The sequence below is a fragment of the Simiduia sp. genome (genome assembly GCF_058345725.1).
Genome location: NZ_JBTUOC010000071.1, coordinates 48315 through 60121, shown reverse-complemented (window position 1 = coordinate 60121; position 11807 = coordinate 48315). Strand labels below are relative to the sequence as shown.

Genomic DNA, 11807 nt, shown 5'->3' with positions numbered 1-11807 from the left:
GCCGCATTAAACCTGAGCCACAGCATGCGTACAAGGGGTATTAGCAGGTTCCGCAAGTGGGCAAACGGCACTTTGCGCCCCACAGGTACGGCTGAGGCCCCAACGAAGGCAATTCGTGGTATAACGGGAATTGTCATCTATCGGCAGGCGTACCATGACCCCCAAAACCGAACAGCGGGATTTTTACCGCATCCATGACGAAATCGTACTGGAGCAGGTGGCCATAGACCGGCAAACGGCGCTCAGCGGACGGCCCCAGACACATTTTCCCGGTCAAACCCATCTGCAGGCCTTTGCCGACTTTAAGAAGCTGGGCCGCGAGCTACAGTCACTACTTGGCAATTTAGACACGGGCACCAGCCAGGCGCTTAAATTGATAGATAAGCGCCTAGAGCTTTTGTCTGGCTATCTATTTGCAACACATAACACACAACCAAAGCACCCGGTCAGCCTGAGCGAAGGCGGCATCGCGTTTGTTGCCAGCAAGGCCGCCTACAAGGGCAGTTTTATCGCCTTGGCACTTACATTTTTAGAGAGTGGCTTTACACTGTTTACTTACGCAGAGGTAACCCGGTGTGAAAGCACCAGCCAAGGCCATAAGCTTGCCTGCCGATTCCTTCAGCTAAGTGACGCTGACAAAACACTCTTGGCGCGCCACATTCTTGCTGCCCAACGACGCTTGGCGACTCAATAATTAGGAGATCTACTATGAGAGTGATAGCACTGACATTCTTACTGAGCATTAGCCCCTTGGGTTTTGCCGAAGAAATTCAGATACCCATTGGTCAACAGGGCATACAAGGCATAGAGATGCCCAGAAAAGGCCAAACCATGACCACAGTGTCGGAATCATTTGGGGCCGCAGAAGTAAAACACCCCGCTCGCGGTAATCCACCCATTACGCGCTGGGAGTACGAGAACTTTGTGGTGTATTTTGAGGGCGAACACGTTATTCACTCGGTACTCCGGCACAAGCCAAAAGCACAATTTCAGACGCCCACTAACTAGCGCCTTTGCGCGCACAAACCAAGCAGTTGCCGCCACGCGCACTTGCAGCCCCATACCATCCAGCCACACGCTAGACTGCAATTCAGCTGCCAATACCGCGGGCAAATAACATTAGCCAGTGACAGAAAAACGGGCGGCTGCCAAAGACAGCCGCCCGTTAATAGGACCCGAGCACACCTATGCAGGTGAACTCAAAATAGGACGCTAGGGCCCCGCTAAATACGCTGAACTCGGTTAAGGCCATCCAGTGCCGCCGTGCGATAAGCTTCGGCCATGGTCGGGTAGTTAAACGTCGTGTTGACAAAGTACGCGATGGTATTGGCTTCGCCCTGCTGGTTCATAATAGCTTGGCCAATATGAATAATTTCCGCAGCTTCTGCGCCAAAGCAATGAATACCCAGTATTTCCAACGTATCCACATGAAATAAAATCTTCAGTACACCAACCTTTTCACCCGAGATTTGAGCCCGAGCGGTATTTTTGAAGAAGGCGCGACCCACTTCATAGGGAATTTTTGCAGCTGTTAACTCGTTTTCGGTTTTTCCAATAGAGCTAATTTCAGGCAGTGTATAAATACCCGTGGGCGCATCTGCCACAAAGCGGCTATCGTGCCCCAAAATATTAGTCGCTGCTGCGCGGCCCTGATCATAGGAAGCACTAGCCAGGCTAGGCCAACCAATCACATCGCCCACAGCATAGATGTTTTCAACGCTGGTCTGATAGAGGTCGTTCACTTTAATCTGACCTCGCCCATCCGCCTCCAGGCCAATGGCGTCGAGTTTTAAACTATCGGTGTTACCGGTGCGTCCATTCGACCACAAAAGAGCGTCTCCATGAATGCGCTTGCCGGATTTCAAGCGCAAAGTCACACCTCGATCTGTGGCTTCCAGAGACTCGTACTCTTCACCGTGGCGCACTGTGACGCCCATATCGCGCAGGTGATAGCTGAGGGCGTCACAAATTTCATCATCCAAAAACGTCAGCAGATGCTCGCGGCTGTTGATCAAATCTACTTTCACACCCAAGCCCGAAAAGATAGATGCATATTCGCAACCGATAACGCCAGCGCCGTAAATAATCAAATTGCGCGGTGTATGCTTCATGTCCAAAATGGTATCGCTGTCGTACACACGCCCATGGCTGAAATTGATGTCCGCCGGATGGTAAGGGCGCGACCCGGTGGCGATGACAATGTGCTCTGCGGTAACCCGCTCGCGTGCACCATCACTCATACGCACCGAAAGGGTGTGTGGATCAATGAAACTCGCCTCACCCACAATGATGGTGGCGCGATTGCGCGTATAAAAATCTGTATGCAGGTCCACATAGCGCGGCACCACGCGCAGGGCCTCCGCCAATACTTTGGGGTAACTGAAGATATGCGCATCACCGGTGGTGCGAAACAGTGAGCTGATTTTGTGGCGAATAATTTGCTTTACCACATGCCGTAAAGACTTAGAAGGAATAGTGCCCTTGTGTACACAAGCGCCCCCTACACCCTGGCGGTTTTCAATAACGCCCACGCGCTTGCCAGCCTTGGCAGCCGCCATTGCCGCGCCCTCTCCCCCGGGACCCGCGCCAATTACGAGTACATCGTAGTGATACTTCCTCGCCATCTACTACACTCCAACCTAAGACTTTTTACTAACGGGCGGCGTTGCCGCCACTTCGTACGCGAGCGCCGACGTCGACTTTGCATCGCCACTCTCTTTATCGCACTTGCCCTTATCACCGCCACAGATGTCACAGGCGACTTCCATTCCCAGTGCGCTCATACCGCCGCAAGAGCCACTAATGGGTTTTCGACCCAGCAAGACACCTACAGACATAGCGATTATGACTAATCCCAATACCACAAAGGTCACCAGCAAAGTGCCCATATTTTCACCTCTTCATTTGGACGCTAATCGCCCCAAAAAACTATACAATCCGCTATTAACTACCGTTTACCCGTCGATGCAAGATAGGGCGCAAAGTGCGAAGACCAGCGCTCTACCACGTCACCCGCCTGCTCTTCCAACATAAATACCGGCACCTTTGCTGCTTCTGCATAGGCCAGTGCAGCCTCGGGGCCCATGACGCTGAAGGCCGTAGCCCAGCCATCTGCTTGACTGCAGGTATCGGCAATAACGGTGACAGAAACCAAATTGTGCGCTACCGGCCGACCGGTTTTCGGATCGAGCATATGCGACAATCGTCTACCGTCGACCATTTTAAAATTGCGGTAGCTGCCCGAGGTAGCAATGGCCTTATCAGTGATACTAATGGCTGCTTGCATTGAACCCGGCGCCAATTCTGGACGTTCGATTGCAATACGCCAGGGTTGCCCCGAGGGATTGTGCCCAGCAAGGCGTAATTCGCCACCGATTTCCACTAGAAAATTTCGATAGCCTAACTGCCATAATAAGTCGGCAACTTTGTCGACACCATACCCTTTCGCTATAGCCGACAAATCCACAAATACGTCGCGCTGACGGCTCACGCGCGACCCATCTTGGCTGAACTGCAGTCCATCAAAGCCCACCCGCGTCTTTAACGCGGCAATTTCTTCAGCAGTAGGCGTTGACTGTTCATCATCTGGCCCAAAGCCCCAGCGGTTCACCAGTGGTCCCAGCGTAACATCGAAAGCCCCGCCACTTTTGGCGTAGATATCGGCACTTTCAGCCAACAACTGTGCTAACGGCTGCGACAAAACGACCACCTGTGCCAGCGGTGCTTTGTTTAGCAGCATTAACTCTGAGTCAGGAATATAGGTGGACATCTGCTGATTCACGTCAATCAACAACGCGTCCACTTTTTTCTGCAAAGTCTCAGGATTCGCAACCGCGCCCACAACGGTGATGTGGTAGCGGGTACCCATAGTGGCACCTGCCAACTGGATATGCTCAGCAGGCTGCGGGGCACAGGCAGCCAGGCAAAAAACAACCAGCCACAAAAACAAAAACGAGGTGCGCTTGCGCGCCCTCGCTTTTGCCTGTGCCGAAGTGGTCAGATCAACCACCGAAGTCATCAAGCATGATGTTTTCGTCTTCAACACCCAGATCCTTCAACATCTTAATAACCGCAGCGTTCATCATTGGCGGCCCACACATATAGAACTCACAGTCTTCAGGCGCTTCGTGATCCTTCAGATACTGTTCGTACAATACGTTGTGAATAAAGCCGGTCAGCCCAGTCCAATTATCTTCAGGTTGCGGGTCAGACAACGCGATGTGCCAATTAAAGTTGTCATTCTCAGCGGCCAGCATATCGTAGTCTTCTTTATAGAAGAGTTCGCGCAGCGAGCGAGCACCATACCAAAATGACATCTTGCGCTTGCTTTTCAAACGGCGAAGCTGATCGAAAATGTGCGAACGCATGGGTGCCATACCGGCACCACCACCGATGAACACCATTTCTGCATCCGTATCCTTAGCAAAGAATTCGCCAAAGGGACCGTACACAGTAATTTTGTCGCCCGGCTTCAGGCTGAACACATACGAAGACATCTGGCCTGGCGGCAAGCCTTGTGTACGTGGCGGCGGCGTTGCAATACGAATATTGAACTTCACAATGCCACGTTCTTCGGGGTAGTTCGCCATAGAGTAGGCGCGAATTACCGGCTCAGTTACCTTGGACTCCAGGTTAAAGAAGCCAAAGTGCTCCCAGTCGCCACGGAATTTCTCCTCGATATCAAAGTCTTTAAACTTTACGTGGTGCGCCGGCGCTTCGAGCTGAACATAACCACCTGCACGGAAGTCAACGTTTTCGCCTTCAGGCAAACGCAGCGTCAGTTCTTTAATAAAGGTTGCCACATTGGGGTTTGATTCAACCACACACTCCCACTGCTTAACACCAAAGACGTCTTCTTCCACGTGAACTTTCATGTTCTGCTTCACGGGGGTTTGACAAGACAGGCGCCAACCTTCTTTTGCCTCACGCTTGGTGAAATGCGACTCTTCAGTGGGCAGCATCTCACCGCCGCCCTCATTCACAATACATTTACACTGCGCGCAGCTGCCACCGCCACCACAAGCGGAAGGCAAAAACAAACCACTATTGGCAAGCGTTTGCAGCAATTTGCCGCCGGCAGGCACAGTAATAGTTTTCTCATCGTTAACGACGATGGTGACATCGCCGGAATTAACCAGTTTTGAGCGAGCGCCTAGAATCACAGCCACGAGCAAGAGCACGATAACTGTGAACATCACGACACCAGCAATAATTGTAATGTCCATCTAAAGTTCTTACCTCGCTTACAGGTCGATGCCGCCGAATGACATAAAGCCAAGCGACATCAAGCCAACGGTGATAAAGGTAATGCCCAGGCCACGCAGGCCCGCTGGCACATCGCTGTATTTCATCTTCTCGCGAATACCGGCCAAGGCCGTAATAGCCAGCGCCCAGCCCACACCAGAACCGATACCAAACACCGTGGATTCGGCCAGGTTGTAGTCGCGTTCAACCATGAACAGTGAGGCACCCATGATGGCGCAGTTAACGGTGATCAATGGCAGGAATACGCCCAGTGCGTTGTACAACGCAGGCACGTATTTATCCAGCAACATTTCCAGGATTTGAACCATGGCCGCAATTACACCGATGTAGGTAATCAAGCCTAAAAAGCTTAAATCCACATTGGCGAACTCGGGGCCAAGCCAAACCAAAGCACCGTCTTTCAACAAATAGGTGTACAACAAGTTGTTTACGGGTACGGTAATACCCAGTACTACAACAACTGCAACGCCCAACCCAAAGGCCGCTTCAATCTTTTTGGAAATTGCCAAAAAGGTACACATGCCCAGGAAGAATGCCAGGGCCATGTTCTGAATGAAGATCGACTTAACAAATAAACTCAGCAACGCTTCCATCGATTAAGCCTCCTGCGCTTTGGTGTTGGCGCAAATCTTGAACTCCTCTTCTTCCACCTGATCGGGTTTGTAGGCGCGAATCGCCCAAATAATCAAACCAATCAGGAAGAAAGCCGATGGTGCAAGCAACAACATACCGTTCGATACGTACCAACCGCCCTCAGTTACCAGCGGCAGCAGCTTGTAGCCCAGCAGTGAGCCAGAGCCAAACAGTTCGCGAATAACACCCAGTACGATCAACAGCGCGCTGTAGCCCAGACCATTACCGATACCATCGAAGAAACTCGGCAGCGGTGGGTTTTTCATGGCGAAGGCTTCGGCGCGGCCCATCACAATACAGTTAGTAATGATCAGACCCACGAAAACCGATAGCTGCTTGCTGATATCGTATGCAACAGCTTTCAACACCTGATCCACCACAATTACCAGCGAGGCAATAATGGTCATCTGTACGATGATACGGATGTTGCTGGGAATATGATTGCGCACCAAGGCGACAAACAAGTTAGAGAAGGCAGTAACCATGGTTAATGCCACACACATTACCAGCGTCACTTTAAGCGAGGTGGTAACCGCCAACGCAGAACAAATACCCAGAATCTGCAGTGCAATCGGGTTGTTCTCGATGATGGGTTTAAACAGAAGCTCTTTCGTCTTCATGGATTAAGCCTCCCCGTTTTTCAGGTTAGTGAGGAAATCGGCGTAGCCGTTTTCACCCATCCAGAATCGCACCAGATTGCCAACGCCGGCACTGGTCAAAGTCGCGCCAGACAAGCCATCAATTTTGTGCGCATCGCCGGCAGGCGCAGACCCTTTGATGACGTCAATTGCCACATCGCCACCTTCATACACCTCTTTACCCACCCAAAGCGCTTTCCACTTCGGATTGTCTACCTCTCCACCTAGACCCGGAGTTTCACCGTGCTCGTAAAAACCCAGACCAACAACGGTGTTAAAGTCAGACTCGAGCGCGATAAAGCCGTAGAGCGTAGACCACAGGCCGTAGCCTTTTATCGGCAGGATGACCTTTTCGATATCGCCGTCTTTGGTTAACAAAAACACTTTAGCAATGTCTTCACGGCGACCGATTTTGGCCACATCTTCCTGAGGTGACAATTTGGTGGAGCGCTGTGGGTCTTTAGACGCCTTGCGCTGATCGTAGTTTGCCACCGCCACTGCATCGGTGAATTTGCCTGTTTTGAGATCAACCAAGCGAGTTTCGATTTGCGCAAACAGCTCTTCGACGGACTTGCCCTCTTCCATCAGGCCGGCGGCCATCAGGATGTTCCGCTTGAAGTCGAGCTCTTTGTTTTTTACCTGCATGGGCTTGAGCATTACCGCAGCGGTAGACACCACCACAGAACACACAATACACAGGGATAAGGCGACGATAATCGTCTTTTTAATCGTATCGTTATTAGCCACGTGCCAGCCTCCGCTTAACGTTTGCCTGAACCACGAAATGGTCGATCAGAGGGGCAAAGAGGTTGGCAAACAAGATGGCCAACATCATACCTTCCGGGAATGCCGGGTTTGCCACGCGAATAACAACCACCATAAAGCCAATCAGGAAGCCAAACCATAATTTACCGGCTTCGGTCATGGCCGCTGATACGGGATCGGTCGCCATGAAAACCATGCCAAACGCAAATCCACCCACCACTAAGTGCCAATACCAGGGCATGGCCATCATGGGGTTAGACTCGGGGTTGCCCACCAGGTTAAACAGGAAGGATGTGGCCATCATGCCGGCCATAACGCCGATGATAATGCGCAGCGAAGCAATCTTGCACGCTACTAACACTACGCCGCCAATCAAGATTGCCAGTGTCGACACTTCGCCGATTGAGCCCTGCATTTTACCGAAGAAGGCGTCCATCCAGGTTAGCTGACTGGTCAGCACTGACATACCGTCAGAATAGGCAACCGACAGCGCCGTCGCACCCGAGAATCCGTCGACAGCAGTCCACACCTGATCACCCGACATTTCTGCGGGGTAGGCAAAGAACAGGAATGCACGACCCGCCAAAGCCGGGTTCAAGAAGTTTTTACCGGTTCCGCCAAACACTTCTTTGGCAATGACCACACCAAAGCTGATTCCGATTGCCGCCATCCACAATGGGATATCAGGCGGGCAAATCAAAGCAAACAGGATGGAAGTAACAAAGAAGCCTTCGTTTACTTCGTGGCCGCGCTTCATGGCGAACAACACTTCCCAAAAACCACCGACCACAAACACGGTCATATATATAGGAAGGAAGTAAGCGGCACCGTGAATCAGGTTGTCCCAGATGCTGTCGGCCGAATAGCCGGCAAACAGCTCAATCAAACCACCGCGCCAGCCTTCTACAGCCGCAATACCCAAGTCTGCCATGGCGGTGTTTGCCTGCCAGCCGAGGTTGTACATACCGTAGAACATGGCGGGGAAGGTACAGGCCCACACGGTAATCATAATGCGCTTAAGGTCAATACCATCGCGCACATGGGAAGTTGTTTTAGTGACATCTGCAGGACGGAACAAACCGGTATCGATCGCTTCATACAGCGCATACCAGTTTTCGTATTTTCCACCCTTGTGGAAGTGGGGCTCGAGGCTGTCGAACCAATTGCGTAGTGCTTTCATGCCTTAGCCCTCCTTCTCAATACGGGTAAGGTTGTCGCGAAGGATCGGGCCGTACTCGTATTTGCCGGGGCAAACATAGGTACACAAGGCCAAATCTTCTTCGTCCAACTCTAAAGCGCCGAGTTTTTGCGCCATATCGGTATCGCCCACGATCAACGCACGCAGTAACTGCGTGGGCAAAATATCCAGGGGCATGATGCGCTCGTAGGTACCAATGGGCACCATGGCTCGCTCACTGCCCGCCGTGGTGGTGGTGAAGTCGTATTGCTTGTTGCCACCCAACAGCTTGGAAATATAAATACCGGTGGTAGAAAAGAGGTTAAAGCCCGCACGCAGGTAGTGCAGGAAAGGACGATCGCGCCCCTCTGCCAGTACAGTCACCTGATTGTGGTAGCGACCCAGATAGGCATAGGCGCCACGGGCGGTACGACCACCAAAAACAGAGCCCGACACCACGCGGTTTTCACCGGCTTTCATTTCGCCGGCGGTTAACTCATCCAAACTGGCGCCCAATCGGGTGCGCAGCAGACGGGGCTTCTCAACCTGCGGACCACCCAAGGCTATCACTCGCTCGGTGAACAACACACCTGTGCTGAACAGCTTGGCCATGGCAATCACGTCTTGATAGCCAATGGTCCAAACGCTGCGGCGGGCACTGACAGGCGCTAGGTAGTGGATGTGGGTGCCGGCGTTACCCGCAGGGTGAACACCGCCAAACTCGTGCACTTCAACCCGCTCGGCTTGCGCCGGCGCAACACTGCTACCCGCGGCTTTACACACATGCACCTTACCTTCGGTCAGGCGCGACAAAAGTACCAAGCCCTGATCAAAAGCCTCTTTATGCTCACCGATAACAAGTGTCGGATCGGCAGCCAGCGGATTGGTATCCATGGCAGTGACAAAAATGGCGCTGGGTACGGCGTCCAGTGCGGGCACTTTACTGTAAGGGCGCGTGCGAAACGCGGTCCACAAGCCCGAGTTCACCAGGTTGCTGGCGACCTGATCGCGTGTTAACTGTGCAAATTGTGCTGGCTCAAAGCGCTCAAACTGCTCGGCTTCGTCCCCTTCTACGTCTATGACAACCGATTGCAGCATGCGCTTTTCACCGCGATTAATCGCTGCAACCGTACCGGCGGCCGGCGCCGTATAGCGCACACCTTCAGTCTTTTTGTCAGTAAACAGCAGCTGCCCTAGCTTGACCTTGTCGCCTTCCTTTACAGCCATGGTTGGTTTCATGCCGTGGTAATCCACGCCAATAACGGCAACCGACCTGGCTTTAGGGGCGTCATGAATGGTCTGCTCGGGAGCACCGGATATAGGTAAATCCAATCCCCGACGGATCTTAATCATACGTCCTGCCTAGTTACTTGGTAGTTTAAAAATAATAATTACTGTAAAAATGAAATCTGCGTGAGCGCCGGGAATCCGACCCCCCAATAATGCTTCTGCGAATGACGCTGTAATGCCTGCTCTTGGGCTTGCGCCCCGCTAAAATCCAGCAACAAAAAACTTGTTCTAGTTTAGACGAAAGGACTAGAAACGCATTCGGCTATGGGCAAACGGCGGCAATTATAAAGAGGCACCCGCCGACATGCCAGCGATCTGGGCCTTTTCTAACGTTAATTGGCTCGAAAAAAGCCTGAAATCTCAGTCTGTTACGAGAAACCCGCCCAGACTCGATCAATTTTTAGGCAAACGCTCATTTGAGCCCATAAAAAACCCGCCGAAGCGGGTTTTTCACTCAGGTCTGCGCTCAACGCAGTCTGTTAGCCCAATTTGGGGTAGATATCGTACTTAACGCCGGCCATGTCCTCCAGACAGCGAACCACCTGACAGCTATAGCCAAATTCATTGTCGTACCAGCAGTAGAGCACCACATTATTGCCATCGGCAATAGTAGCCACACTGTCGTAGACACAGGCATGACGGGAGCCCACAAAATCGCTGGAGACCACTTCTGAGGAGTTGGTGTAATCAATCTGCTGCTGCAATGGCGAGTGCAATGCCACGTCGCGCATGTATTGATTCAATTCGTCTTTGGTCACCTCCTGATCCAGCACAAGGTTTAATATGGCCATAGACACGTTGGGTGTCGGCACCCGGATGGCATTGCCAGTCAACTTGCCTGCCAGCTCGGGCAGTGCCTTGGCCACGGCCTTGGCAGCACCAGTTTCGGTGAGCACCATATTCAGCGGCGCACTGCGGCCGCGGCGCTCGCCCTTATGGAAATTGTCGATCAGGTTCTGGTCGTTGGTATAAGAATGAACTGTCTCTACGTGACCGTGCTGCACCCCGTACTTATCCATAACCGCCTTGAGCACCGGCACAATGGCGTTGGTGGTACAAGATGCTGCTGAAATAATGCTGTCCTCGGAGCTGATAGCACTGTTGTTGATACCGTACACGATATTCTTGATATCGCCCTTGCCAGGCGCGGTCAGCATCACTTTCGCGGCACCCTTGGCTTGCAAGTGCTTGTTGAGCCCCGTCTCATCGCGCCAAACACCGGTATTGTCGACGATCAAGGCATTGTTGATACCATAGGCCGTGTAGTCCACCTCGGCGGGATCATTGGCGTAAATGATTTTCACTACGTTGCCGTTGCACACCAGACTCTGGGTTTCTTCGTCCACCCGGATAGTGCCCTTGAATTGGCCGTGCACCGAGTCGCGGCGCAGCAGACAAGCGCGCTTCTCGAGATCGTTGTCCAGATTGCTCTTGCGCACAACTATGGCGCGCAAGCGCAGCACATCCCCACTGCCGGCCTTTTCGATCAGCAGGCGCGCCACTAGGCGGCCAATACGACCAAAGCCGTAGAGCACCACATCCTGGGACTGAGGCAGCGGCTTGAATTCGGCGCCAATGGCATCGCGCAGCTCTTCCACCACGAAATCTTTTACCGACAGCCCGCGAGAGTCCTTCATATACTTCACGGTAATCTGGCCGATATCGATATGGGCGCGCCCCAAGTCCAGCTCGCAGATGGCCTTTAACACTGGAAAGGTTTCGAACTCGGAGAGCTCGTTGGCCTCGACCTGGCGCACAAAGCGGTGGATTTTCATGATGTCGATGACGGAGCTGTTTACCAGCGAGCGACCATAGATATAGACACCTACGTTTTGCTCTCGATTTAGCTTGCCAACCATGGGAATCATGGCTTCGGCAAGGGCTTCACGCTCTTTCCAGTCTTTAAAGAAGTCGACGGGCTTGGGACGATTCACGGGGATGCACCTTTAATAAAGTCTAAGTAAAGTTTCAGTATGGTCAAAACCACACCGCTACGCCCGCTCTTTTGGCCGGCTTATTGAAATCACTTATCTCTTAAA

12 protein-coding genes are annotated in these 11807 nt (G+C 52.4%); 2 read left to right on the top strand and 10 right to left on the bottom strand.

The annotated features are described in order from the left end of the window. Positions 1-154: 154 nt before the first annotated feature. Both ACW8F6_RS14850 and ACW8F6_RS14845 read left to right on the top strand, forming a co-directional pair. Positions 155-694: a PilZ domain-containing protein gene (locus ACW8F6_RS14850; protein ID WP_491576658.1), complete on the top strand. Its 540-nt coding sequence runs from the start codon at positions 155-157 to the stop codon at positions 692-694. Positions 695-708: 14 nt separating this feature from the next. Then, positions 709-1008: a hypothetical protein gene (locus ACW8F6_RS14845; RefSeq protein ID WP_491576657.1), complete on the top strand. Its 300-nt coding sequence runs from the start codon at positions 709-711 to the stop codon at positions 1006-1008. A gap of 215 nt (positions 1009-1223) precedes the next feature. Here ACW8F6_RS14845 and sthA read toward each other — a convergent pair whose 3' ends face one another. The 10 genes from sthA to ACW8F6_RS14795 form a co-directional block, all read right to left on the bottom strand. Then, positions 1224-2624 carry a Si-specific NAD(P)(+) transhydrogenase gene (gene sthA, locus ACW8F6_RS14840; protein WP_491576656.1) on the bottom strand — a complete coding sequence of 467 codons (1401 nt, stop codon included), beginning with the start codon at positions 2622-2624 and terminating at the stop codon, positions 1224-1226. Positions 2625-2639: 15 nt separating this feature from the next. Continuing rightward, entirely contained in the window at positions 2640-2888 is a 249-nt protein-coding gene (nqrM, locus tag ACW8F6_RS14835; protein WP_491576655.1) for a (Na+)-NQR maturation NqrM, read from the bottom strand. 59 nt (positions 2889-2947) lie between these two features. Further along, on the bottom strand, positions 2948-3868 hold the full coding sequence (locus tag ACW8F6_RS14830; protein WP_491576654.1) for an FAD:protein FMN transferase: 921 nt from the start codon (positions 3866-3868) through the stop codon (positions 2948-2950). 133 nt (positions 3869-4001) lie between these two features. Then, the gene (gene nqrF / locus ACW8F6_RS14825; protein ID WP_491576653.1) at positions 4002-5225 is read right to left on the bottom strand and encodes an NADH:ubiquinone reductase (Na(+)-transporting) subunit F; all 1224 of its coding nucleotides are present in this window, start codon (positions 5223-5225) and stop codon (positions 4002-4004) included. A gap of 18 nt (positions 5226-5243) precedes the next feature. After that, a complete protein-coding gene (gene nqrE / locus ACW8F6_RS14820) occupies positions 5244-5858 on the bottom strand; it encodes an NADH:ubiquinone reductase (Na(+)-transporting) subunit E (RefSeq protein WP_491576652.1) in 615 nt (204 codons plus the stop codon). Between the two features lie 3 nt (positions 5859-5861). Continuing rightward, on the bottom strand, positions 5862-6518 hold the full coding sequence (locus tag ACW8F6_RS14815) for an NADH:ubiquinone reductase (Na(+)-transporting) subunit D (protein ID WP_491576651.1): 657 nt from the start codon (positions 6516-6518) through the stop codon (positions 5862-5864). A 3-nt stretch (positions 6519-6521) separates the two neighbouring features. Next, the gene (locus tag ACW8F6_RS14810; protein ID WP_491576650.1) at positions 6522-7283 is read right to left on the bottom strand and encodes a Na(+)-translocating NADH-quinone reductase subunit C; all 762 of its coding nucleotides are present in this window, start codon (positions 7281-7283) and stop codon (positions 6522-6524) included. Continuing rightward, positions 7276-8481 (bottom strand): NADH:ubiquinone reductase (Na(+)-transporting) subunit B, encoded by a 1206-nt coding sequence (locus ACW8F6_RS14805; protein WP_491576649.1) that lies wholly within the window; start codon positions 8479-8481, stop codon positions 7276-7278. The genes ACW8F6_RS14810 and ACW8F6_RS14805 overlap by 8 nt, the downstream gene beginning before the upstream one ends. 3 nt (positions 8482-8484) lie before the next feature. Then, positions 8485-9831, bottom strand: coding sequence for a Na(+)-translocating NADH-quinone reductase subunit A (locus ACW8F6_RS14800; protein WP_491576648.1), 1347 nt, complete (start codon positions 9829-9831; stop codon positions 8485-8487). 416 nt (positions 9832-10247) lie between these two features. Further along, on the bottom strand, positions 10248-11702 hold the full coding sequence (locus ACW8F6_RS14795; protein ID WP_491576647.1) for a glyceraldehyde-3-phosphate dehydrogenase: 1455 nt from the start codon (positions 11700-11702) through the stop codon (positions 10248-10250). Positions 11703-11807 lie beyond the last annotated feature (105 nt).

Coding starts and splice junctions, on each gene's coding strand:
- nqrF (WP_491576653.1), bottom strand. CDS start 5,225: ATGGACATTACAATTATTGCTGGTGTCGTGATGTTCACAGTTATCGTG.
- ACW8F6_RS14800 (WP_491576648.1), bottom strand. CDS start 9,831: ATGATTAAGATCCGTCGGGGATTGGATTTACCTATATCCGGTGCTCCC.
- ACW8F6_RS14845 (WP_491576657.1), top strand. CDS start 709: ATGAGAGTGATAGCACTGACATTCTTACTGAGCATTAGCCCCTTGGGT.
- ACW8F6_RS14815 (WP_491576651.1), bottom strand. CDS start 6,518: ATGAAGACGAAAGAGCTTCTGTTTAAACCCATCATCGAGAACAACCCG.
- ACW8F6_RS14850 (WP_491576658.1), top strand. CDS start 155: ATGACCCCCAAAACCGAACAGCGGGATTTTTACCGCATCCATGACGAA.
- ACW8F6_RS14805 (WP_491576649.1), bottom strand. CDS start 8,481: ATGAAAGCACTACGCAATTGGTTCGACAGCCTCGAGCCCCACTTCCAC.
- nqrE (WP_491576652.1), bottom strand. CDS start 5,858: ATGGAAGCGTTGCTGAGTTTATTTGTTAAGTCGATCTTCATTCAGAAC.
- ACW8F6_RS14830 (WP_491576654.1), bottom strand. CDS start 3,868: ATGGGTACCCGCTACCACATCACCGTTGTGGGCGCGGTTGCGAATCCT.
- sthA (WP_491576656.1), bottom strand. CDS start 2,624: ATGGCGAGGAAGTATCACTACGATGTACTCGTAATTGGCGCGGGTCCC.
- nqrM (WP_491576655.1), bottom strand. CDS start 2,888: ATGGGCACTTTGCTGGTGACCTTTGTGGTATTGGGATTAGTCATAATC.